26 protein-coding genes and 1 tRNA gene are annotated in these 22,205 nt (G+C 71.7%); 17 read left to right on the top strand and 10 right to left on the bottom strand.

The genetic code is table 11. The features are described 5' to 3' along the window. Window positions 1-459: 459 nt before the first annotated feature. A complete protein-coding gene (locus LX15_RS28750; protein WP_253673699.1) occupies window positions 460-825 on the top strand; it encodes a S41 family peptidase in 366 nt (121 codons plus the stop codon). Between the two features lie 42 nt (window positions 826-867). Beyond that, window positions 868-2,193 (top strand): MFS transporter, encoded by a 1,326-nt coding sequence (locus LX15_RS28745; protein WP_253673697.1) that lies wholly within the window; start codon window positions 868-870, stop codon window positions 2,191-2,193. A 34-nt stretch (window positions 2,194-2,227) separates the two neighbouring features. On the opposite strand, the gene LX15_RS28740 is transcribed toward LX15_RS28745, so the two are convergent. Further along, on the bottom strand, window positions 2,228-2,863 hold the full coding sequence (locus tag LX15_RS28740; RefSeq protein WP_253673695.1) for a 2'-5' RNA ligase family protein: 636 nt from the start codon (window positions 2,861-2,863) through the stop codon (window positions 2,228-2,230). A gap of 158 nt (window positions 2,864-3,021) precedes the next feature. On the opposite strand from LX15_RS28740, the gene LX15_RS28735 reads away from it, so the two are divergent. After that, window positions 3,022-3,960, top strand: a complete 939-nt coding sequence (locus LX15_RS28735) for a DUF3995 domain-containing protein (RefSeq protein ID WP_253673693.1) — start codon at window positions 3,022-3,024, stop codon at window positions 3,958-3,960. 455 nt (window positions 3,961-4,415) lie between these two features. Here LX15_RS28735 and LX15_RS28730 read toward each other — a convergent pair. Beyond that, window positions 4,416-4,489: transfer RNA gene (locus tag LX15_RS28730), tRNA-Gly, on the bottom strand. 124 nt (window positions 4,490-4,613) lie between these two features. Here LX15_RS28730 and dcd point away from each other — a divergent pair. Further along, window positions 4,614-5,195, top strand: a complete 582-nt coding sequence (gene dcd, locus LX15_RS28725) for a dCTP deaminase (protein WP_253673683.1) — start codon at window positions 4,614-4,616, stop codon at window positions 5,193-5,195. Window positions 5,196-5,228: 33 nt separating this feature from the next. Here dcd and LX15_RS28720 read toward each other — a convergent pair whose 3' ends face one another. After that, window positions 5,229-6,227 carry a cation diffusion facilitator family transporter gene (locus tag LX15_RS28720; RefSeq protein ID WP_253673672.1) on the bottom strand — a complete coding sequence of 333 codons (999 nt, stop codon included), beginning with the start codon at window positions 6,225-6,227 and terminating at the stop codon, window positions 5,229-5,231. 72 nt (window positions 6,228-6,299) lie between these two features. Beyond that, window positions 6,300-6,773 (bottom strand): hypothetical protein, encoded by a 474-nt coding sequence (locus LX15_RS28715; protein WP_253673670.1) that lies wholly within the window; start codon window positions 6,771-6,773, stop codon window positions 6,300-6,302. 60 nt (window positions 6,774-6,833) lie between these two features. Here LX15_RS28715 and LX15_RS28710 point away from each other — a divergent pair, with 60 nt between their 5' ends. Continuing rightward, the gene (locus tag LX15_RS28710) at window positions 6,834-7,424 is read left to right on the top strand and encodes a TetR/AcrR family transcriptional regulator (RefSeq protein WP_253673668.1); all 591 of its coding nucleotides are present in this window, start codon (window positions 6,834-6,836) and stop codon (window positions 7,422-7,424) included. Here LX15_RS28710 and LX15_RS28705 read toward each other — a convergent pair. Next, window positions 7,408-7,833, bottom strand: a complete 426-nt coding sequence (locus LX15_RS28705) for a TetR/AcrR family transcriptional regulator C-terminal domain-containing protein (RefSeq protein ID WP_301305434.1) — start codon at window positions 7,831-7,833, stop codon at window positions 7,408-7,410. The genes LX15_RS28710 and LX15_RS28705 overlap by 17 nt on opposite strands. 40 nt (window positions 7,834-7,873) lie before the next feature. Next, on the bottom strand, window positions 7,874-8,104 hold the full coding sequence (locus tag LX15_RS28700) for a TetR family transcriptional regulator (RefSeq protein WP_253673663.1): 231 nt from the start codon (window positions 8,102-8,104) through the stop codon (window positions 7,874-7,876). A 344-nt stretch (window positions 8,105-8,448) separates the two neighbouring features. Here LX15_RS28700 and LX15_RS28695 point away from each other — a divergent pair, with 344 nt between their 5' ends. Next, window positions 8,449-9,273 carry a DUF4097 family beta strand repeat-containing protein gene (locus LX15_RS28695; RefSeq protein WP_253673661.1) on the top strand — a complete coding sequence of 275 codons (825 nt, stop codon included), beginning with the start codon at window positions 8,449-8,451 and terminating at the stop codon, window positions 9,271-9,273. Window positions 9,274-9,333: 60 nt separating this feature from the next. Here the strand turns inward: LX15_RS28695 and LX15_RS28690 are convergent, their stop codons facing one another. After that, entirely contained in the window at window positions 9,334-9,831 is a 498-nt protein-coding gene (locus tag LX15_RS28690; protein WP_253673659.1) for a DUF4396 domain-containing protein, read from the bottom strand. Window positions 9,832-10,009: 178 nt separating this feature from the next. Between LX15_RS28690 and LX15_RS28685 the strand changes: the two genes are divergently transcribed. Beyond that, complete coding sequence (locus LX15_RS28685) at window positions 10,010-11,647, top strand: ABC-F family ATP-binding cassette domain-containing protein (RefSeq protein WP_253673657.1); 1,638 nt, start codon at window positions 10,010-10,012, stop codon at window positions 11,645-11,647. A gap of 760 nt (window positions 11,648-12,407) precedes the next feature. Here the strand turns inward: LX15_RS28685 and LX15_RS28680 are convergent. Continuing rightward, complete coding sequence (locus LX15_RS28680) at window positions 12,408-12,635, bottom strand: RNA-binding S4 domain-containing protein (protein ID WP_253673654.1); 228 nt, start codon at window positions 12,633-12,635, stop codon at window positions 12,408-12,410. Between the two features lie 47 nt (window positions 12,636-12,682). Next, window positions 12,683-13,555 carry a S1 family peptidase gene (locus tag LX15_RS28675; protein ID WP_253673652.1) on the bottom strand — a complete coding sequence of 291 codons (873 nt, stop codon included), beginning with the start codon at window positions 13,553-13,555 and terminating at the stop codon, window positions 12,683-12,685. A gap of 327 nt (window positions 13,556-13,882) precedes the next feature. Here LX15_RS28675 and dnaK point away from each other — a divergent pair, with 327 nt between their 5' ends. Genes dnaK through LX15_RS28655 form a run of 4 tightly spaced genes read left to right on the top strand, consistent with a single transcriptional unit; the run spans window position 13,883 to window position 18,136 of the window. Beyond that, window positions 13,883-15,739, top strand: coding sequence for a molecular chaperone DnaK (gene dnaK, locus LX15_RS28670; protein ID WP_253673643.1), 1,857 nt, complete (start codon window positions 13,883-13,885; stop codon window positions 15,737-15,739). After that, entirely contained in the window at window positions 15,736-16,458 is a 723-nt protein-coding gene (grpE, locus tag LX15_RS28665; RefSeq protein WP_253673633.1) for a nucleotide exchange factor GrpE, read from the top strand. The genes dnaK and grpE overlap by 4 nt, the downstream gene beginning before the upstream one ends. A 27-nt stretch (window positions 16,459-16,485) precedes the next feature. Next, the gene (gene dnaJ, locus LX15_RS28660; protein ID WP_253673631.1) at window positions 16,486-17,655 is read left to right on the top strand and encodes a molecular chaperone DnaJ; all 1,170 of its coding nucleotides are present in this window, start codon (window positions 16,486-16,488) and stop codon (window positions 17,653-17,655) included. A gap of 4 nt (window positions 17,656-17,659) precedes the next feature. Beyond that, window positions 17,660-18,136, top strand: coding sequence for a heat shock protein transcriptional repressor HspR (locus LX15_RS28655; RefSeq protein ID WP_253673629.1), 477 nt, complete (start codon window positions 17,660-17,662; stop codon window positions 18,134-18,136). Between the two features lie 43 nt (window positions 18,137-18,179). Here the strand turns inward: LX15_RS28655 and LX15_RS28650 are convergent, their stop codons facing one another. Next, a complete protein-coding gene (locus LX15_RS28650) occupies window positions 18,180-18,467 on the bottom strand; it encodes a hypothetical protein (protein WP_253673625.1) in 288 nt (95 codons plus the stop codon). Between the two features lie 147 nt (window positions 18,468-18,614). Between LX15_RS28650 and LX15_RS28645 the strand changes: the two genes are divergently transcribed. The 6 genes from LX15_RS28645 (at window position 18,615) to LX15_RS28620 (ending at window position 22,171) form a co-directional block, all read left to right on the top strand. Continuing rightward, the gene (locus LX15_RS28645) at window positions 18,615-19,490 is read left to right on the top strand and encodes a helix-turn-helix domain-containing protein (protein ID WP_253673623.1); all 876 of its coding nucleotides are present in this window, start codon (window positions 18,615-18,617) and stop codon (window positions 19,488-19,490) included. Window positions 19,491-19,492: 2 nt separating this feature from the next. Next, window positions 19,493-19,792, top strand: coding sequence for a DUF397 domain-containing protein (locus LX15_RS28640; protein WP_253673747.1), 300 nt, complete (start codon window positions 19,493-19,495; stop codon window positions 19,790-19,792). A gap of 61 nt (window positions 19,793-19,853) precedes the next feature. Next, complete coding sequence (locus LX15_RS28635) at window positions 19,854-20,228, top strand: DUF397 domain-containing protein (RefSeq protein WP_308213534.1); 375 nt, start codon at window positions 19,854-19,856, stop codon at window positions 20,226-20,228. A 75-nt stretch (window positions 20,229-20,303) separates the two neighbouring features. Further along, entirely contained in the window at window positions 20,304-21,059 is a 756-nt protein-coding gene (locus tag LX15_RS28630) for an ESX secretion-associated protein EspG (protein WP_253673621.1), read from the top strand. An 85-nt stretch (window positions 21,060-21,144) separates the two neighbouring features. Then, window positions 21,145-21,540, top strand: a complete 396-nt coding sequence (locus tag LX15_RS28625) for a hypothetical protein (RefSeq protein ID WP_253673619.1) — start codon at window positions 21,145-21,147, stop codon at window positions 21,538-21,540. After that, window positions 21,515-22,171, top strand: a complete 657-nt coding sequence (locus LX15_RS28620; RefSeq protein WP_253673617.1) for a DUF3558 domain-containing protein — start codon at window positions 21,515-21,517, stop codon at window positions 22,169-22,171. The genes LX15_RS28625 and LX15_RS28620 overlap by 26 nt, the downstream gene beginning before the upstream one ends. Window positions 22,172-22,205 lie beyond the last annotated feature (34 nt).

Here is a 22,205-nt window from a genome sequence, read left to right as displayed (position 1 = left end):
GTTCCCCGCGCCGAGACCCGAGGCCACACGGCTGCCGCCCCGGAGGACGTCATTCACCGAAAGCGGTGGTTGTCGCCCCAGCGGTCCCCAAGGCGCCGCCATGCCCGCCGCCGAACTCATCCCCGTGATCGCCGAGCACCTCACCGAGTCCCACGTCGTCCTACGGCTTCCCCGACACGACCGGCGCCGTGGTCCGCGACCTGCGCGCGCGACACGAGCGCGGTGAGCTGATCGGGGACGGCCCCGACCTCACGGCGGCGATCACCCGGCACATGCGGGCCGTGAGCGGCGACCAGCACCTCAGGTTGTCCCCAGCGCGACCGCTGCCGGAGACCGGGCGGTTGCCCGACGCGCTCAGCGCGCGGCAGGAGGTGGAGCTGGGCACCGGCGGGGTACGGCGCGTGGAGCGGCTGCCGGGCAACATCGGCTACCTCGACCTGCGGAACTTCTTCGCGCCCGGTGAGGGCGGGCCGTTCGTCGTCGCCGCGATGGCCCTGCTCGCGGACACCGACGCCCTGGTCATCGACCTCCGGCTCGACGGCGGCGGGCATCCCGGCACGGGTCGCGCTGCTGTCCAGCTTCCTCACCTTCTCCGCCACCGAGGAGTTCACCTACGACCGCCAGCGCAGGAAGCGGGCCGCGGTCGTCGGCGAACGCACACGCGGCGGGGCACCCACTCCCGACATCGAGGTCCCCGCGGACGAGGCGCTGGGCACCGCGTGCCGGCTGGCCTGGGAGCACGTCCTCACCCTCGCCACCCCTGACGCCGACGGCCCGCACGCGGCCCTGGCCGAGGAGGACCGGCAGGCGTTGCACCGGCCCTAAACCGTTCGACCGACGGGGCGACGCGCCGCACCATGTCTCGACGTGAGCGACGAGCGCCCCGCGCGACGGGGCTGGCTGGCCGGGCTCGCCCGGGTGCTGCCGGACCTGTCGGCGTGGCGGGCCTCCCGGGACTTCCGGCTGCTGGTCGCGTCCGGGAGCATCACGATGCTCGGCAGCTTCGTCACGCTCGTCGCGGTGCCGGTGCAGATCAAGCAGCTCACGGACTCGTTCGTGGCCGTCGGCCTGGTCGGCGCGGTCGAGGCCGTGCCCATGGTGCTGTGCGGGCTGTACGGCGGAGCGCTCGCCGACGCCGTCGACCGTCGTCGTCTGGTCGTGGCGTGTGAGTTCGGCCTGCTGTCGTGCAGCGCCACGCTGTTGGTGAACGCGCTGCTGCCGAGCCCGATGGTCTGGCCGTTGTACCTGGTCGCGGCGGTGGCCGCCGGGGTCGACAGCCTCCAGCGGCCCAGCCTGGAGGCGCTGATCCCCCGGTACGTGCCGCACGCGATGCTCCCCGGCGCCGCGTCGCTGAGCGCGCTGCGGTGGCAGGTGGGCGCGATCGCGGGTCCCGCGGTGGGTGGTGTCCTGGTGAGCGCGTGGGGTCCCGCAACGGCCTACGGGGTGGACGTCCTGTCGTTCGCGTTGTCGGCGCTGCTGCTGTTCCGGTTGCGCCCGGCGCCGGCCGCCGAGGACGCGGAGCCGGCCGGCCTTGCCTCGATCACGGCGGGGCTGCGCTACGCGGCCCGCCGGCCCGACCTGCTGGGCACCTACCTGGTGGACGTCGTCGCGATGCTGGTGGCGATGCCGCAGGCGTTGTTCCCGTTCCTGGCCGACCGGCTGGGGGCTCCGTGGGCGATGGGGATGCTGTACTCGGCGATCGCGGTCGGCTCCCTGCTCGGCTCGGTGACCTCGGGCTGGACGTCCCGGGTCCACCGGCACGGCATGGCGGTGGCCGTCGCGGCGGCCGGGTGGGGCGCGGGCATCGCGCTGGCGGGCGTGGTGGACAACCTGGGGCTGGTCCTGGTGTGCCTGATGGCCGCCGGCGCGGCCGACATGATCAGCGGCCTGTTCCGGAGCGTCATCTGGAACCAGTCGATCCCGGACCAGCTCCGGGGTCGGCTGGCCGGGATCGAGCTGCTCTCGTACATGATCGGCCCGATGGTGGGCAACGCCAGGGCCGGCCTGACGGCACAGCTCTTCGGGCTGCGGACGGCGATCGCCGGGGGCGGGCTCGCCTGCGTGGCGGCGGTCGCGGGTGTCACGGCCCTCCTGCCGTCGCTGCGGCGCTACGACGACCGGACGAACGAGCACGTGGTCGCGGAACGGGAGCGACGCGCGGCGCTCGCGGAGTCCGAGCGGTCGTCACCGTGACAGAACGCGCCGGATAGAGGCGGCCGGGAACCCGTCAGCTCCACGAAACCGTGGCGAGCTTCTGCCATTCGTACATCTGGTGGTCGCGATGGAGGACGAGCAGCGACACCGAGTCGACGGGCACCCTCAGCGGCGGCGTGTCGAGGTCCGACACCAACGCCCTGGCGAAGACCGGGTTCACGTCGGTGTTCGCGTAGGCCATGCTGACGTGCGGCGCGCCCTCCGGCGGCGTCGGCACCCGCTCAGCCCCCAGCACCTCGGCGACGGCGTCCCGCACGACGGCGCGCAGCGGGTCGAGGGCGTCGGCCGGTGACACCGGCAGCACGACGGCCTCCTCCGTGATCGCCACCCCGGACAGGGTGAACGTGACCGGGTCGGCCCCGGCCAGCGCCTGCCGCACGCGGTCGGCGACCTGGTTCGCCTCGTCCTCGCCGACCTCGTCGGTGAAACCCACGTCCTGCACGGTGAGGTGCAGGGACTCCAGGGGCACGAGGTCGAACCCCTCCAACGCGAACATCCCCGCCTGGTAGCGGCTCACCAGCCGGTGCACCTCGGGCCGTTCGGCGAAGGTGATGCGCCAGGTGTAGCAGCGGCGGCCGTAGGTCCAGCCCGGCCGCCACCACCAGTGGCTGCGGATCCTGTCGACGCGCCCGTCCCACTCGGTGGCCATGCCCCGATCGTGCCCGGCTTCCGGGGTGGCGTCACCTCTCCTGTGTCGGAGCCCAACCGGGACCTCGTCACAGGGAGGCGCTCTTCTCCCCCGTGCGGGGGAGTCGGATCGGCCGCGCGAGGGGCGATCACGAGGGTGAGGCCGCCAATACTCGGCTCATGTCGACGAGTCGCCGCCCCAGTTGGCCCGCCTACCTGGTCGCGGTCGACCTCCTGGTGTACGCGGGCGCGAAGGCGTACATGGCCGCCGAGGGGCGGCTGGGTCTGCCGGGAGGCCCCCGCGTCCCACCCGAGTCCTACCAGCAGTACGACCACGTGTGGGCCCGTCAGCTCGGCCTCGCCGGCATGGGGGTGCTCGCCGCCGTGCTGGCGCTGGCGACGGTCCGGCCGTGGGGTGCGCGCATCCCACGCTGGATGGTCATGGCGGCGCTCGGCGTGCAGTTCGTGTTCTCGGCGATGGGCGCCTCCGTGATCGTCCACAACGCCCTTCTCGGCCCGGAACCGCTGGACTGGTCCCAGGCCCTGGCGACCCTCCACTCGGTCGGCGGGCTCGCGCTCTGGATCGCGATGGTGTGGGCCTACCTCGGCCGGAGCCGGGCGGAGGACTTCGACCGGCCGCTCCCGTGGACCTGGCCCGCCTACGCCACGTGCGCCTTCACCGTCGTCTACGGGTCGCTGAAGTTCTACTGGGCGGTGGGCGGCACCGCGTTGCTCCGGGAGGCGCCACTGCCACCGGCGGCGATCCAGGCACTGCTCCACCGCGAGAGCTGGGCGGTGTGGGGCGGGCTCTGGGCGACCGTCGGCCTGGCCGTCGTGGGGGTGGTGGTCACCCTGGCGATGGCGCGCCCCTGGGGGCGACGGTTTCCGCGCTGGCTGCTGGCCACCCCAGCCTTCCTGGTGTGCGCCGCCATGGTGCTCCGCGGGGGTGTGACGGCCGTGGGCGACGTCCAGTGGCTGCTCAGCGTGGGTGAGGGAGTGCCGGCCAGGACCGCCCGTTGGGATCTCGCCGTCTGGGCTCCGTTCTTCCTCGTCTGGGGTGTGTTGTGGGGTCTGGCCGGATGGTTCGTCCTCACCCGCCGCCCCAGGGCGTCTCTCTGAGATTCCCTTCGGGTCCTCCCGCCCCTTCGACATCGTCTGTCGCTTGTGGACTCTGGCGCGGTTTGGCCCGCACCGCTCGTCGTGTTCTCCCGTCCCCATCAGGAGAAGCGGTCCTTTCTTGAACACTCGAAGACCCGTGCCTCGGTGCCGGATGGCCTCCACCTCGCGCTGGTGACGGGCAGCGCGCTTCCGGACCGTTGGGTGTTCGTCGTGTCCCTCGCTCCCGACCCGCGCCGAGTGGTCGCCGGTACCGCTGGGGCGCGGGGACGAAGGGAGGGACGGGAGAAGGACCGGACGCTCTGGTGAACTGGTCACGGGCCGAGATCGCCCGCGAGCGGCGAAGGCACTCTGATGACGAAGATCCAGGGACGACGAAGGCCCAGGGACGACGAAGCCCCAGGGACGACGAAGGCCCAGGTCGCCGGGGAACCGGTCTGACCTGGGCCTTCGCGTGATGGAGCGGGCGACGGGAATCGAACCCGCGTCTACAGCTTGGGAAGCTGTCGTTCTACCATTGAACTACGCCCGCAAGGCGTTGCCGAGCTTACAGGAGAAGCGGGGCGTCTGTGCAAGCCGGGGGTGCCCACGGCGTGTCGTGTCGCGCGTCACCTCGGCGGTCGGGAGCACTCCTCCCCGTGACCTACCCTGTTTTGGTGCTGCTCAGCGACACTGATCTCCGCAAGGAAGTCGAGGCCGGCCGGCTCGGCCTCGACCCGTTCGAGCCGTCGATGCTCCAGCCGTCGAGCATCGACGTGCGGCTCGACCGGTTCTTCCGGGTGTTCGACAACACCAAGTACACCCACATCGACCCGTCGCTCCAGCAGGACGAGCTGACGTCGATGGTCGAGAAGGAGGGCGACGAGCCCTTCGTGCTGCACCCTGGCGAGTTCGTGCTGGGCTCGACCTTCGAGGTCGTCACCCTGCCCGACGACCTGGCCGGCCGGCTGGAGGGCAAGTCCTCGCTGGGCCGCCTCGGCCTGCTCACGCACTCCACCGCCGGGTTCATCGACCCCGGCTTCTCCGGCCACATCACGCTGGAGCTGTCCAACGTCGCGAACCTGCCGATCACCCTCTGGCCGGGGATGAAGATCGGCCAGCTCTGCCTGTTCCGGCTCACCAGCCCGGCGGAACACCCGTACGGCTCGGAGGCCGCCGGCTCCCGCTACCAGCACCAGCGCGGCCCGACGCCGTCGCGGGCGTACCTGAACTTCCACCGCACCGACACGCGGCGCTGAACGCCGTCACGGCCGGCACGACCGCCGCGGTCGTCACGGCTGCCGCCGCGTGATCTCCCCGTAGCGGGCGAGCACCCTGGCCCTCAGGTGCGGGTCGGCGCGCGGCACGGGCTCCAGGAAGATCTCGTCCAGCTCGGCGAACTCGTCCCTGAGCGCGGTCGCGAGCCGCACGCAGGTCCGCTCCAGCTCCGCGACGCCGAGGGAGTCGTCGAAGTCCACCCGGGCACAGAGCAGCACCCGGTCGGTCCCGGTGACCATGGTCAGCAGGTCGACGACCGCCTCCACCTCGCGCTGGCGGGTCAACCAGTCGTACACCCGGCGCACCAGCCTCGGGTCGGCCTGGCGGCCGATGAGCAGGCCCTTGTTCGTCCGGCCGAGCGTGTAGGCGACCACGACGAGCAGGACGCCGATGGCCAGCGAGGCCACCCCGTCCCACACGGCGGAGCCGGTGAGGTCGTGCAGGCCGAGGCCGGCGAAGGCGAGCAGCAGGCCGACCAGCGCGGCGCTGTCCTCCAGCAGGACGGTCTTGACCGTGGGGTCGTCCGACAGCCGCAGGTAGTGCGGGACGCCGCGCTTCTCGGCCCGTGCCTCCCGCCGCACCTGGCGCACCGCCTGGGTCCACGACACCAGCTCCAGGGCGAAGGCCAACGCGAGGACGACGTAGCCGACGAGGGGCCGCACCTGCTCCTGTCCCTCGCCGGCGAGCGTGCGGACGCCCTCGACGAAGGCGAAGACCGCGCCCGAGGCGAAGATCGAGACGGCGGCCATGAGGGACCAGAAGTACCGCTCCTTGCCGTAGCCGAAGGGGTGGCGGCGGTCGGCGGGCCGCGCGGACCTGCGGAGCGCGGTGAGCAGCAGGCCCTCGGTGAACGTGTCGGCCACCGAGTGCGCGGCCTCGGCGAGCAGCGCGGCCGATCCGGTGATCGCGCCGGCCACCGCCTTCATCACGGCGATCCCCAGGTTGACCATCAGCGCGAGGACGACGGTGAGCGTGCTCTCGCCGCCCTCGTGCTGGTTCCGTCGCTCGGCCACCACTCGATCACCGTACGTCTGACGGCCGGCGCGGGCAGCCCGAGCGGAACCGGGTGCGCCGGCCGGCTCCGACTACAGCTCGACGTGGGAGACGTCGACGGCGACCGGCCGCCGCCAGCGGAGCACCGCCCACTCCGGCCGGGCGCTGAGCGAGTCGAACCACCCCGCCATGTCCCGCTCCTCCGCCCCGCCCCTGAACCACCACTCCTCGTGCTCGGGGAGGTCCGCGAGGTCGGGGGTGTCGGCGAACCAGAGGGTGCAGCGGAACTCGACGTGCCGCTCGGTGCCGCCGCCGGGCCGCCGCACCCCGAACCTGCGGGCCAGGACCAGCGCGACGGCCGGGTGGCCGGCGTGCTCCCCGCGCGCCACGGCGTAGCGGAGGCCGTCGCTGCTCGGGCTCACCGGCGACTCGAAGCGCACGTCGGCGAAGGTCTGGAACAGGCGCAACGCCGTGTCGGCCCTGAGCCGGTCGACGGTCAGCCCGCGCGCGGCGAGCAGGTGGTGGAAGGTCGTCGACGCGATGTGGAACGGCGGTTGGTCCGACACGTGACCATCGTGCCCAGAAACCGCGGGCGTGGCCCGGCGGTCGGCGACGGGGGTGGGACCATGGCGGGAGTGGGCGTGCGGAGCGAGCAGGGCCGGGTCGACGGCCGGAGGGCCAAGGGGGAACGCCGGCGGCGGGAGATCATCGAGGCCACGCTGCGGGTGATCGAGCGCGAGGGCGTGTCCGCGGTGACCCACCGGGTCGTGGCCAGGGAGGCCGGCGTGCCCACCACGGCCACCACCTACTACTTCGCGGGTCTGCACGATCTGCTCGTCGCCGCGCTCACCACCGCGGCGGAGGACTACGCGGCCCAGGTCAACGAGCTGGCGAGCACGACCCGGTTGACCAGGGAGAACGACGTGGAGGTGCTGGCCGGCCTGCTGGCGGAGGCGACGGGGCCGCGCAGGGAACGCACGATCGCCGAGTACGAGCTGCACCTGCTGGCGGCGCGCCGCCCGACGCTGCGGCCGGCGGCGCGTCGGTGGGTGGAGGTCATGGCGGAGATCTGCCGGGCGCTCCCCCTGAGCGAGGTCGCCTTCCGCGCGCTGGTGGCGGCGGTGGACGGCCTCCTGGTCCAGGCGTTGGTCGCCGACACGCCGCCCACGGCGGAGGACTTCCGGCCGGTGTTGGAGTACCTCATCCGCCCCGAGTGAGCTTCCCCTGGGACGCGGGCGGCGCGCTCGTCGCGGCGAGCCCGGCGACCAACGCGCGGAGCGCGAACTCGAAGCGGCGCTCGGCGTCGGCTCCGGCGCCCGCCCGGGTGGCCTCGGCGAGGTGCGGGAACTCGGCGGGATCGAGCCCACCGAGCCCACCAAGCCCACCAAGCCCGCCGAGCACGTCCGCCATGTCCGGCTCGTCCGCCTCCGCGCCCGGCGGTCGCCCCGCGTCGGCCAGCGCCTGGCCGACCACCGGACAGACGACGGCGTTGACGGCGCTCACCGCCGTCTTCAGGTCGAGGCCGGCCGCGCGGAGCACTCCCACGCCCCGCTCCACGGCACGCAGGGTGTCCACTGTGGACACCGGCCGGGTCGCGGTCATCGGAAGCAGCGCCGGGTGGGCCAGCAGGGTGCGCCGGCAGCCGCGGGCGAAGGCGGTGAGCCAGTCAGACCATCAGCCGTCCTCGCCCTCCCCCCGGCGGGACGCTGAGGTGGAGGACCCACTCGACCAGCCCGTCGAGCAGGGCGCTCCTGTTCAGGACGTGGTGATAGAGGGACATGCCCTCGACACCACGGCGTGCGCCCGGCCGCCGCATGCTGAGCACGTCGAGGCCGTGTTCGTCGACCAGTTCCAGCGCGGCCCGCAGGACGCACTGGGTGCCGATGCCGCCGTTCAACGACCTCGGGGACGAGCCGAGGGCGCTGAACGCCGGTCTCCAGATCGGCAGGACCGCGCTGGGCGCGGGCGCGCCGGCGGACTGGTCCCCCGCCCTCTGACTCGCCGCCGGGTATTACGCGCTGTGGACCGCCGGCCACCTGCCGTCGTGGTGGGTGCCCGACCTGCCGCACACGATCCTCGGCGTGATGTCCGTGATCGTCCTGTTTGTCACGTGGGGAGCGACGTCCGGATGAGAGGGGGATGGGGAATACCCCACCACTGACCTCGGGGTAGACCCTGATGTGCCAGCGCCGCGCGGTCTCTAACGTTGTGGGCCGAGCATGGGGTGACAGGGGGAGAGCGGTGCGGCGGACAGCCTTGTTCGTGGTCGTGGCGGCCGTGGGGGCGGGCCTGCTGTCTAGCTGCGGCTGGGAGCGGTTCGACAAGTTCGAGGACGACGCGCGGGTGACCGAGAAGATCACCCGCGTGCGCATCGAGGACGGCAGCGGCGAGGTCCGGCTCAGGGCCGGCGACACCACGTCGGTGCACCGGCGGGTGTCCCACCGCGAGAGCCAGGCCCGACCGGGCCCGACGCACCGCGTCGAGGGGGACACCCTCGTGCTCGGCCGGGACTGCGGCTCCTTCTGCGGCCTGGACTACGACGTGGTCGTGCCCAGGGACGTCACGGTGAGCGGCGGCGACGGCTCCGGGGACATCGAGATCGTCGGCCTGGCCGGGGCCACGATCGGGGTGGGCTCCGGGGACGTCACCGTCCGCGACGTGTCGGGGCCGGTGAGCGTGGACGCCAACTCGGGCGAGGTGGTCGTGGAACGCGCGGGCGCCTCGGTGCGGGTCAGGGGCGGTTCCGGTGACGTGCGCCTGGACGGCGTCGCGGGGTCGGTGGACGTGGACGCCGAATCCGGCAAGCTCGTCGGCCGGGGGTTGCGGGGGGAGACCACCGCCCGCATGGGCTCCGGCGACATCGACCTCACACTCTCCGAGCAGAAGACGGTGCACGCCAGGGCGAGCAGCGGCGCCGTGCGGATCAGGGTGCCGCAGGGCCGGTACCGGGTGAACACGACGACCAGCAGCGGCAGCCGCACGGTCACCGTCACCGAGGACCCGGCGTCGAACGTCACGCTGGAGGCCACCACCACCAGCGGAAACATCGAGATCACCTCGGTGTGACGGGGTGGGCGGCCCGCCGCCGGGGGACGACGGGCCGCCCACCTCCCGGTCTCCCGCCGCTCAGTGGTGCTGGTGGCCGGCGTGGTGGTACTGGTGCACCACGGCGTGGCCCCGGCCCCTGGCGATCAGCCAGCGGTTCACCGGCACGGTGAGCACGAAGGCGATCACCAGCGAGCCGGCGAGGCTCGCCCAGAACAGCCACCGCGTGAGCCCCGCGTCCATCGCGCCGGGGATCAGCAGCATGACCAGGTTGTCGACCACCTCCATGACCGCGATCGAGACCGTGTCGCTGGCCAGCGCGACCGGCAGGGCCGCGGCGAGGGTCAGGCCCGAGCGCAGGACGGGGCGCAGGGTCAGCGAGTAGCCGAAGACGAAGGCCAGGACGACCGACAGCACGATCGTCGCGAGGTTCGACAGGCCGAGCGCGGTGCCGACGACCATGCCCAGGACCTCGCCGATGGCGCATCCGGTGAGGCAGTGCAGCGTGGCCGCGACCGCGCCGCGGGTCAGGCCCCTCGGGTTCGGGGCCGAGGTGTGGTGGTGGTCGTGACTGGCCATCGTGTCGCCTCCTCCAGCGGTGTCGCTCGCCCACTACATACCCCCGGGGGGTACCTGGACAACGTGGCCTTCGTCATACCCCTCGGGGGTACCCGCGCGCGGGGCGGCCCACACCGGGCGGCGCGCGCCCGGCACCAGCGGAGGAGCCGGCCCCGGCGGCACTAGCATCGGATTCCTCATGAGCGCCACACTCGTCGCGAAGGACCTCGCCGCCGGGCACGGCGACCGCGTCCTGTTCTCCTCGCTGGACCTCGTCGTCGCGCCCGGGGACGTCATCGGCCTGGTCGGCGTCAACGGGGCGGGGAAGTCGACCCTGCTGCGCGTGCTCGCCGGCCTGGTGGCGCCCGAGCGGGGCAGCGTCCGCCTCAGTCCGCCGACCGCGACCGTCGGCCACCTCCCCCAGGAGCGGGAACGCCGGCAGGGCGAGACCGTGCGCCAGTTCCTCGCCCGCCGCACCGGCGTGGCCGCGGCGCAGGCCGACCTCGACGCCGCGACCGAGGCGCTGACCGAGGGACGCCCCGGCGCGGACGACGCCTACGCCGCCGCGCTGGACCGGTGGCTCGCGCTGGGCGGCGCGGACCTGGACGAGCGGGCCGAGGAGGTCCTCGCCGACCTCGGCCTCGCCGTGGACCCCCAGCAGCCGATGACCGCGTTGTCCGGCGGCCAGGCGGCGCGGGCGGGGATGGCCTCCCTGCTGCTCAGCCGCTACGACGTCTTCCTGCTCGACGAGCCGACCAACGACCTCGACCTCGACGGGCTGGAGCGCCTCGAACGGTTCGTCTCGGGGCTGCGCGCCGGCACCGTGCTGGTCAGCCACGACCGCGAGTTCCTCACCAGGACCGTGACCAGCGTGGTCGAGCTGGACCTCGCCCAGCAGCAGGTGCGCGCCTACGGCGGCGGGTACGAGGCGTACCTCCAGGAGCGCGAGGTGGCCCGGCGGCACGCCCGCGAGGAGTACGAGGAGTACGCCAACACCCGCGCGTCGCTGGAGGCGCGGGCCCGCGCCCAGCGCGCCTGGATGGAGAAGGGCGTCAAGAACGCGCGGCGCAAGGCCGGCGACAACGACAAGGCCGGGCGGAAGTTCCGCAGCGAGGCGACCGAGAAGCAGGCGGCCAAGGCCCGCCAGACCGAGCGGCTGATCGAACGCCTCGACGTCGTCGAGGAGCCCCGCAAGGAGTGGGAGCTGCGGATGCGGATCGCCTCGGCGCCCCGCTCCGGCGCGGTGGTCGCCGCGCTGCGCGGCGCGGTGGTCCGCCGGGGCGACTTCACCCTCGGCCCCGTCGACCTCCAGATCGACTGGGCCGACCGCGTGACGATCACCGGCGCGAACGGCTCCGGCAAGTCGACGCTGCTCGCGGCGCTGTTGGGCCGGGCCGAGCTGGACGAGGGGCACGCGTCGCTCGGCTCGGGCGTGCTCGTGGGCGAGGTGGACCAGGCGCGGGCGCTCTTCGTGGGTGACCGGCCGCTGCTGGAGGCCTTCGGCGCGGAGGTGCCCGAGTGGACGCCGGCCGACGTCCGCACCCTGTTGGCGAAGTTCGGGCTGGGCGCGGCCCACGTGCTGCGGCCGGCCGGCACGCTCTCGCCGGGCGAGCGGACGCGGGCGGCGCTGGCGTTGCTCCAGGCGCGCGGCGTGAACCTCCTCGTGCTGGACGAGCCGACCAACCACCTCGACCTGCCGGCGATCGAGCAGTTGGAATCCGCGCTCGACGCGTACACCGGCACGTTGCTGCTGGTCACGCACGACCGGCGGATGATGGAGGCGGTCAGGACGACCCGGAGGATCGAGGTCGACGCCGGGCGCGTGGCCGACCGCTGAACCGGCCGGCCCGGCACGGACGGGACGCCGTGCCCGCGCCCGACCCCAGGTAGGACTGGGTGGTCTTGTCGTATCGGCTGGCCAGGCTGCGCCACTGCTTGAAGCGGTTGGTGCGGCGTTGCATGGTGTCGGGGCGGCGCAGGTGTTCGCGGATCGCGCGGGTGTCGTGGGTCTTGTCGGCGAGCACCCGGTCTGGGCGGGTGTGGATGCGTCCAGACCGGGTGTGGCAGGGGGTCGGCCGTTAGATCGGTGAAGCGCGGCGCGGTGTCGGCCTGGCCCGGGGTGAGCACGAGGGGCAGTGGTCGGCCGTGTTCGTCGCGGGCCGGGTGCGCCTGGGTGCTCAGCCCTGACGCGGGGGCTGGCCGAGCGCTTCACGGGCCGACGCGAGGGCCGACGCAGCCCACCCTTTCGTCGTGCCGGTGGTGTGTTGGTGCGCCCGCACCACGGTGTCCACGCTGGTGGTCCGCTCCACCCTGCCGGTGGCGTTGTCGCGAACCCGCCGCGTGCTTCCGGTGACCGCGCTCAGCCTGCCGTCAGCTTGCCCACGTGGGAAGCGGTCGTCGACCGACTGTCATGGCCCCGAGTGTTCGGGCAGGTCCCGTCGCGGGGCGCTGGTCCGCAGCTTCCTGTTGATCGTCAGCCGGTGGTCCCGCCATGGGCGACCACGGCGTGAACCGCTGGGCGGCACGGCTCGATCCGTGCTCATGCTGTTCGGTCAGCTCACCACGACGCACCCAAGATCAATGACCAGGCACACGGCCTAGCCCGTGACGGGCGTGACGAGGCGGGCCTTCTCGCCGCCGACCGCCACCACGTCGCCGTTCTGGAGCTGCCGGCCCCTGCGGGTCTCCCCTCGCCCGTTGACGGTCACCTCCCCGGCCTCCAGCAGGGCCCTGGCGTGGCCGCCGTCCTCGGCGAGCCCGGAGAGCTTGAGGAACTGCCCGAGCCGGATGCTGTCGTCGGAGATCTCCACGTTCCGGATGTGCACGCGAGCATCGTCCCCGTCCGCCCCCGGCCGCGCCCAATCGCCGCCGCTCACCCCGTCCTGAGCCGGAGGCCGGCGAGGTCGGGCAGGACGTCGGTGGCCAGCGGCTCGGCGACCGCGAGGTCGGCGCCCCCGGTGCGTGACGGGCAGCGGCCGTCGGGGCCGGTGAGCCCGCCGTGGGTGATCCCGACCGCCCTGGTCCCGCTCAGGACCGGCCCGCCGCTGTCCCCTGGCTCGGTGCACGCGTCGTGGGCGAACACCCCGAGGACGCGGCCGGCCGCGCCGGGCGCCTGGCTGCGGACCCTGGTCCTGACGGCGGTGACGCGTCCGCAGGTCCACCCCGTCGTCCGGCCCGACTTGCACACGGGAGCGCCCACGACCGGCTCGGCGACGCCGTCCACCCGGACGACGCCTCCCCTGTGGTCCACGACGCCCGCACGGAACCCGGGGAGGTCGAGGAGGGGTCGCACGACCGCGTAGTCGTCGCCCTGACCGCCCCGGTCGAGGTCGTCCGTGACGACCCGCTCGAACTCGGCGACCGCGAGCCCCCCGGAGAACACCCGTTCCCCAGGTCGCCCGCAATGCCCGCTGGTGAGCAGGCGGGTGGTCCCGTCCCCCGCTACCAGCACGAAGCCGGCGGTGCACCGCCCAAGCTGGTCGTCACGGGCCGTCGCGATCGGCTCCCCGGCCCGCAGGAACGGGGGCACGAACGAGGGCACGGTCGGCTCACCCGCCCCGACGTCGGCGCCAGGCCTGCGACGTGCCCCGACCTCCGCCTGCGCCAGGTACTCCCCGAGGGAGAGGCCCAGGTCGCGACGCACCGCCTCGACCATGCCCGGGGGGAGCGCCGAGTCGGCCGGCGGGGGCGAGACCGTGGCGGCGAGGAGACACACCACGGGGACAAGCCAGGACCAGCGCACCACGTCCTCGCGAGGGCTTCCCAGGGTCGGGGTGCCGCCACGCTAGCGAGCGGTGGTCCTCACCTGGTCCAGCGACTCCGCCGTCCCGCTCGCCGGCCGCTCTGAGCAGGGCTCCGCCTCGGCGTCGACGAACTCGTGCCGAACTCGGCGGAGCTGCCGGGAACACGGGGCGCGACTCGCTCGTTGGGCAGTGCGAAAGGTTGAGCGCGGAAGACTCAAGTCGGGTTTGACGACGGGAGCCGGACGCGCCCAGACTTGAGCTGAAGCCACTCAAGGTCAGCACGAGGGCCACAGCTCACGTGCACCAACCGAGCAGTTGGAGGAAGATCCATGGCGCGAGCGGTCGGCATCGACCTGGGGACGACCAACTCCGTCGTCGCCGTCCTCGAGGGCGGTGAGCCGACGGTGATCGCCAACTCGGAGGGTTCGCGGACGACGCCCTCGATCGTCGCCTTCGCCAAGAACGGCGAGATCCTGGTGGGCCAGCCGGCCAAGAACCAGGCGGTGACCAACGTCGACCGCACCATCCGGTCGGTCAAGCGGCACATGGGCACCGACTGGAAGACCGAGATCGACGGCAAGAAGTACACGCCGCAGGAGATCAGCGCCCGGGTGCTGATGAAGCTCAAGCGGGACGCCGAGGCGTACCTGGGCGAGGAGATCACCGACGCGGTGATCACCGTGCCGGCGTACTTCGAGGACGCCCAGCGGCAGGCCACCAAGGAGGCCGGCCAGATCGCCGGCCTGAACGTGCTGCGCATCGTCAACGAGCCCACCTCCGCCGCCCTGGCCTACGGCCTGGACAAGGGCGAGAAGGAGCAGACCATCCTGGTCTTCGACCTCGGTGGCGGCACGTTCGACGTCTCCCTGCTGGAGCTGGGCGACGGCGTGGTCGAGGTGCGGGCCACCAGCGGTGACAACCACCTCGGCGGCGACGACTGGGACCAGCGGATCGTCGACTGGCTGGTCGAGAAGTTCAAGGGCTCGCACGGCATCGACCTGACCAGGGACAAGATGGCGATGCAGCGCATCCGCGAGGCCGCGGAGAAGGCGAAGATCGAGCTGTCCAGCTCGTCCACCGCCACCATCAACCTGCCCTACATCACGGTCGACGCGGACAAGAACCCGCTGTTCCTGGACGAGACCCTGTCCAGGGCCGAGTTCCAGCGGATCACCGCCGACCTGCTCGACCGGTGCCGCGCCCCGTTCCACAACGTGATCAAGGACGCCGGCATCAGCGTGGGCGACATCGACCACGTGGTGCTCGTCGGCGGCTCCACCCGGATGCCGGCCGTCAGCGACCTGGTGCGCGAGCTGACCGGCGGCAAGGAGCCCAACAAGGGCGTCAACCCGGACGAGGTCGTCGCCGTCGGCGCGGCGCTCCAGGCCGGCGTGCTCAAGGGCGAGGTCAAGGACGTCCTGCTGCTGGACGTCACCCCGCTGTCCCTCGGCATCGAGACCAAGGGCGGCGTGATGACCAAGCTCATCGAGCGCAACACCACGATCCCGACCAAGCGCTCGGAGATCTTCACGACGGCCGACGACAACCAGCCGTCCGTGCAGATCCAGGTCTACCAGGGCGAGCGCGAGATCGCGGCCTACAACAAGAAGCTCGGCATGTTCGAGCTGACCGGCATCCCGCCGGCCCCGCGCGGCGTGCCGCAGATCGAGGTCACCTTCGACATCGACGCCAACGGCATCGTGCACGTCTCCGCGAAGGACCTTGCCACCGGCAAGGAGCAGGGCATGCAGATCACCGGTGGTTCGGCGCTGTCCAAGGAGGACATCGACCGGATGATGAAGGACGCGGAGGCGCACGCCGAGGAGGACCGGCGCCGCCGCGAGGAGGCCGAGGTCCGCAACCAGGCCGAGTCCCTCGTCTACACCACCGAGAAGTTCGTCAAGGACAACGACGAGAAGCTGCCGGCCGACGTCAAGGACAAGGTCAAGGCCGCCCTCGACGGGGTCAACGAGGCGCTCAAGGGCACGGACATCAACGCCATCCGCACCGCGGTGGAGAAGCTGAACACCGAGGCGCAGGCGATGGGCCAGGCCATGTACGCGCAGGCCGGCGCGGCCGGTGAGGGCGCGGCGGCCGGCGCCGGTGCCGCCGGTGGTGCCGCCGGCGCCGGCAAGGACGACGTGGTGGACGCCGAGATCGTCGACGAGGACGAGAAGAAGAAGTGACGCAGCCACAGCACGAGGGACACGAGGGCGAGCCGCGCGTGGTGGTCAGGGACCGCAGGCGCATCGACCCGGAGACCGGTGCCGTGCGCGCCCCGGACGCCGGCGAGCAGCCGGCGCCCGGGGGCGCACCGGGCGACCAGCGTCCGGAGGCCGGGGAGCAGGCCCCGGCCGAGGCCCCCGCGGGTGCCTCCGCCGGAGCGGAGGTGGCCGACGCGGCCGTCGCGGACCTGCGGCGGCAGCTCGACGAGCGCACGGCCGACCTCCAGCGGGTGACGGCCGAGTACGCCAACTACCGCAAGCGGGTCGAGCGGGACCGGGAGCTGGTCGTCACGACCGCCAAGGCGCAGGTGGTGACCGAGCTGCTGTCCGTGCTGGACGACTTCGAGCGGGCTGAGCAGCACGGCGACCTGACCGGCGCGTTCAAGGCGGTCGCCGACAAGATCGTGAGCACCCTGCACAAGGCCGGGCTGGAGCCGTTCGGCGCCGAGGGCGACGAGTTCGACCCGTCGGTGCACGAGGCGGTGCAGCACAGCACCTCGCCGGAGGTCAGCGGGCCGACGGTGACGATGGTGCTCCGCCGGGGCTACCGCTTCGGCGAGCGCGTGCTGCGTCCGGCGCTGGTCGCGGTGACCGATCATGAGCCGGAGCCGTTCACGCCGGAGGCTCCGGTCGCGCCGGGTATCCCGGAGCGGCCGGACGGGGCGAACGGCGAGAACTGAGAGAACGAGCGGAGGGAGGGACGTCCGATGAGCGCGAGGGACTGGATCGAGAAGGACTTCTACGCGGAGTTGGGCGTCCCTCCCGACGCCTCGACCGACGAGATCAAGAAGGCGTACCGGAAGCTCGCGCGCGAGCTGCACCCGGACGCCAACCCGGGTGACGCGAAGGCCGAGGCCCGGTTCAAGGCCGTGTCCGAGGCCTACGGCGTGCTGTCCGACGCGGAGAAGCGCAAGCAGTACGACGAGGCCCGACGGCTGTTCGCCGGCGGGGCCTTCCGGCCGGGCGGCGGCGGGTTCGGCGGCTTCGGTACCGGCGGCGGGTTCGACTTCGGCGACCTGCTCGGCGGGGCCTCCGGCGGGTCCGGCGGGATCGGGGACCTCCTCGGCGGCCTGTTCGGCCGGCGGGGCGGCGCGGGCGCCGCGAACCGCCCCAAGCGGGGCGCGGACGTGGAGACCGAGGTCCACATCGACTTCCTCGACGCCGTCAGGGGGGCCACCGTGCCGTTGCGGCTGACCAGCCCGGCCTCCTGCGGCACCTGCGGCGGGACGGGCGCGCGGCCCGGCACCGCGCCGAGGGCGTGCCCCGGGTGCGGCGGCAGCGGCCTGGTCACCAGGAACCAGGGGGCGTTCGCGTTCAGCGAGCCCTGCCGGGACTGCCGGGGGACCGGGCAGATCATCGACGACCCGTGCCTGGAGTGCGCGGGCGAGGGCGTGAGCACGCGGACGCGCACCCTGACGGTCCGCATCCCGGCCGGTGTCGACGACGGGCAACGCATCCGCCTGGCCGGGCAGGGCGAGCCGGGGCGCAACGGGGCCCCGGCGGGCGACCTGTACGTGCGGGTCCACGTCGACCCGCACCACGTGTTCGGCCGGTCCGGGCACGACCTGACCATCACCGTGCCGGTGACCTTCCCCGAGCTGGTCATGGGAACCACGTTGACGGTGCCCACGCTGGACGGGAAGGTGTCGGTGCGGGTGCCCGCGGGCACGGCCAGCGGCCGGGTCCTGCGGGTGCGCGGACGAGGCGTCCCCCGACGCGGCGGCGGCAGCGGCGACCTCCTGGTGACGTTGCGCGTCGACGTGCCGAGGGATCTCGACGAGAAGGCCAAGGAGGCGCTGGAGGCCTACGCGGCGGCGACGAAGGACCACGACCCGCGGGCCGGCCTCGCTGCGCTGCTGGAGCACGGCAAGGGGTGAGGCCATGACCAGCCGACACGACGGGCCGGGCATTCCGTTCCCCCCGGGCGCCGACGAGGACACGCCGGTCTTCGTGATCTCGGTGGCCGCCCAGTTGGCTGGGCTGCACGCGCAGACCCTGCGCAGCTACGACCGGCTCGGCCTGGTGTCCCCCGGCCGGACCCCCGGCGGGGGTCGCCGGTACTCCGCCAGGGACATCGCGTTGCTGCGCGAGGTGCAGCGGCTCTCCCAGGAGGAGGGCGTGAACCTCGCGGGCGTGAAGCGGATCATCGAGCTGGCGCAGGAGACCGAGGCGCTGCGGGCGCGGGTCGCGGAGCTGACCGCGCGGCTGGCCGAGGCGGAGGAGGAGCTGGCCGCGGCGCACGCCGCCGCCGAGCAGGCCGCCGCGGCCGTGCACGCCTCCTACCGGCGGGAGCTGGTCCCGCTGCGCCCCCGGCAGCAGCAGACCGCCCTGATGATCTGGCGGCCGAACCCCCGCTGACCCTGGTCAGGTGTCCGACGCGACCGGCCGGCCGGCTTCCTGATCAGCCGGCCGGCACCAGCTCGCACCAGCCGGACCAGTAGATGTCCTCGCGGTCGTCGCAGTAGTAGGGGTCGACGTTGTCCATGTCGCGATCCACGAGCACGACGCAGTAGAGGCCGTAGCGGCGTTCCTGTTTGTCCAACACCTCGACGCCCCACGCGTGCATCCAGCGGTCCGCCCCCTCGCTGGGCACGTCGGCCGCGTCGACCTCCTTCTCGGCGACGGTCTGGTGCCAACACCCGAACCGGCCCGGGTTGTGTTCCTCCAGCAGCACGAGCTTGTACGTCATCACGCCTCCCCGCTCTGGTGATCACGGTCACATGAAGAGTAGGGAGTAAGCCTTACGGCGTGAAGCTCCCCGATAGGGTGACTTGCCACCGGACGTGAACGAACGGGCACACTCGGTCCCGCCCCGACCAACGCTGGAAGGACCGCCGTGGCCGAGTCACCCCCGGAAGCTCCCCCGCTGCTCAGCCCGACCGTCGGACGTCGTTGGCTCGCCCAGGAGTTCCGGCGTCTGCGCGAGGCCGCCGGCATGACGCAGGCCGACGTCGCGAAGCGGCTCCGGTGCGCCTCCACCAAGATCACGCACCTGGAGAGCATGCGGAACCCGTTCAACGCGGTGGATCTGGAGATCGCGCTGCCGTTCCTCGGCGTCCCACCGGACCAGGTCGAGTGGTACCTGCGCATCTGGGAGGCGTCCCGCGAGAAGGGCTGGTGGGACGGCAACCAGGCGATCCCGTCCTGGTTCTCGCTCTACGTCGGCCTGGAGTGGGGAGCCAGCGAGATCCACTCCTGGGATCTGGGACACGTGCAGGGTCTTCTACAGGCTCCCGGCTACGCGGAAGCAGTGATCAGAGATGGTGCAACCGTTGATGACGACACCATCAAGGAGCAGGTAGCTACTCGCCTCCGCCGGCAGGAAGCGATGCGCCGCCCAGAAGCACCACTCCGACTGCACGCGATCTTGGACGAGTCGGTGTTGCGCCGTCGGGTCGGCAGCCTGGACGTCATGCGGGAACAGCTACGGCACTTGGCCACCCTGGATGGTCACCCTACGATCACCCTTCAGGTGATGCCCTTCGAGCGAGGTGAGCACCGAGGACAGCTTGGATCCTTCACATGGCTTGGCTTCCCACAGGCAGACGACCCTGGCGTTGTGTATGTGGAAAACCAGAGCGGTGGACTCTACCTGGAGAAGCCCGAGCAACTCAGTGAATTCCGCGCAGACTTCGCCGAGCTGAGCCGGCGAGCGCTCTCGACGACAGCCTCGATCAACCTGATCAGAGCGATCCTGAAGGAGCTTGGGTGAGCATGGACGACGCCCCCACGATGCCCTCGCACACTGTGCGCTGGCGGAGAAGCAGTCACAGTGGCCAGGGTGGTGGGCAATGCGTCGAGGTCGCAAACCTCGCACCAGCCTGGCGGAAGAGCAGCCGGAGTGGCCCTAACGGTGGGGACTGTGTCGAGGTCGTGAGCCTCGCGGGGCCGGTCGGGGTGCGAGACTCCAAGAACCCCACCGGACCAGCACTGGTGTTCGCCGCCCATGAATGGGCGGCGTTCCTGTACAGCACCAAGTCTGGGCACCTCGACATCACCTCCGCCGAAGCCTGAGAGCCATCGGCAGCAGCAAAGACGTTGACCCACCGGCCCGCGAGGTTGGGAGGAAGTTGCGATGCAGACGGACGGTCTCTCCACAGCAACCCAACTCGGTGCGATGTGGCGGAAGAGCAGCCACAGTGGCCCCAACGGGGGAGCGTGTGTCGAGGTCGCGAGCCTGGTTCCAGTCTGGCGGAAGAGCAGCCGGAGTGGTTCGGGTGGCGGTCAGTGCTTGGAGGTGGCCAACCTGAGTGCCATATGGCGGAAAAGTAGCCACAGCGGCCCCAACGGGGGAGAGTGTGTGGAAATCGCGAGCCTCGCGGGGCCGGTCGGGGTGCGAGACTCCAAGAACCCCACCGGTCCTGCCCTCGTGTTCGACACCGCCGCTTGGGCGTCCTTCGTGAGGAGCACCAGGAGCGGCCGACTCGACCTCCCGGGCGCTCAGGTCTGACCGCGTTGATCATTCCCCCCACCTGACCACGGCCCGATCACATATCGTCACTCCTGGTTCAACAAGGGGGACGGTATGTGGACGGAGTTGACTCCGGCCGAGTTCAACGCGCTCTGGCGTCGTCTGGACCTCGGCCGCAAACCACCGGCGCTTCGTGTGCCCGAGCAGGGCGCGACCAACGACGAAGCCCGCGAGATCTACCGGCAGGCGTGGCAGTCGTTGCGACACCGGCAGATCGCCACACCCGACGACGACGTCCAGCCGGAGATCGCCGGGAACCTGGCGCTCCTCGCCCGGCCCGCCCTCACCCTCGACCTGCGTTGGTCACCGGGGCCGAACGCGGAACTCCGTGCCGTGGCGGCGGTCCGTGGCGACTGGGGCACGCTCGGGGTCTGGGCCGACGACAGGGTCTGGCTCGACGGCGTGCGTTCCACCGCCATCGCGACCGCACTCGTGTCGCTGCTCGGCCACGCCCAAGCCGGGCCAGGCCGCTCCCTCAACATCCCGGCCGACGCACTGAGCCAGGCCGGACAGGCGCAGGGCTACGCCTTCGAGTCCGCACTCGCCGACGGCGGCGTCCACCCTCAGGACGCCCGCACCCTCCGGACGATGCTCGACGCGGACCGCCTGCGACTGGGCCTGTTCTCGGCAGCCACCCGAGACCAGTGGGGCCAGACCACTCGTGCCCCATGGGTGCTGAACGTTCTCGACACCCGTCAGGGCAGATACGCCTATTTCCAACGCGACGGCTACCTGACCGTCCTCCCCGCCGACAATCGGCGGATCACTGGCCTGCTCCAGGAACTACTCCAGGCGATGGAACGTCGCTGACCCTGCCGCGAAACCCACACCAGCTCAGAACCGGTCCGGCAAACTCGATCTCACGACAACGTCGAGGGGGGAAGACAGTCACACCATGAGCGACTGGCTCAACATCACCGCGCCCAGCACCGGCGCCGCCCTGGTTGGCGGCCTCGCCGGCGCCGGAGCCCCGGCGAGCGCCACAGGCGGCTCCTTCCGCGTCAACCGCGACCAGGCCCCAGCCCTCAAAGCCAAGTTCCAAGAAGCCATCGAAGAGCTGAAGCAGGCACGAATCAAGGTAGCGAACATGGACAGGGTCGAGCCGCCCGCAGGAGACCGATCCAGCGAGAAACTCGCCAACGCACTCCGCGACAAAGCCGTCGGCTCTTCAGGCTCCGCCCTGCGCTCAATCGACAGTGCCATCGCGGTCTACGAGAGCGTCATCGACCAGATCGACAAAGCCATGGGCACCTACCGACATGCCGATGAAAACCACACTTTTAAGGGGTAACAAACGGATGCGAATGCGGCACCTCCGAGTGGTTGTTGCGCTCACGGCGACCGGGTTTGCGATGGCGGGCTGCGCCACCAGCACCCCTGGAACGCCCACCGCCGCCGACCACGCAACCAACTCACCCACCACCACAAGTGGCCCCACCAACCGCTCCTCATCTGCCAACGCTGGCCCATCCTTGGCACCTCGGGTTGCCAACCCCAAGAACCTCCGAGGACAAGACGCATGCCAGCTACTCACCCCACAACAACAAACACAACTCACCTTCACTCAACCCGGAAAGAAGGGAACTTCCATCTTCGGCGAACCAGAGTGTGACTGGTCGAACGGCAACCTGCGAATCTACCTCGCCCTTGACACCAAGCGTCGCGGACTAGAGGAGACATACCTCCGCAAGGAACGCTTCCCGGACTTCACACCATCAACCGTCGCCGGCTACCCGGCGGTTCGAACAGGACTGAATGACAAGATCAAGTCATGCCGCGTCGACCTCGGCGTCGCCGACGACCAGGTCCTCTACATCAACTTCGACCGCAATTCCCGCACCAATCCAGAGTATGAGGACCCCTGTGGATTCGCGGAGAAAGTCGGGAAGATGGTACTGGACAACCTGCCACCCGCAGGCTGAACCAAAGCGCATGACAGGTCGCAAAGAATGAGCA

This window comes from Streptoalloteichus tenebrarius, from assembly GCF_024171885.1.
Lineage (GTDB): Bacteria > Actinomycetota > Actinomycetes > Mycobacteriales > Pseudonocardiaceae > Streptoalloteichus > Streptoalloteichus tenebrarius.
The sequence above is the reverse complement of the archived record's forward strand: the minus strand, read 5'-3'. Positions and strand labels throughout refer to the sequence as shown.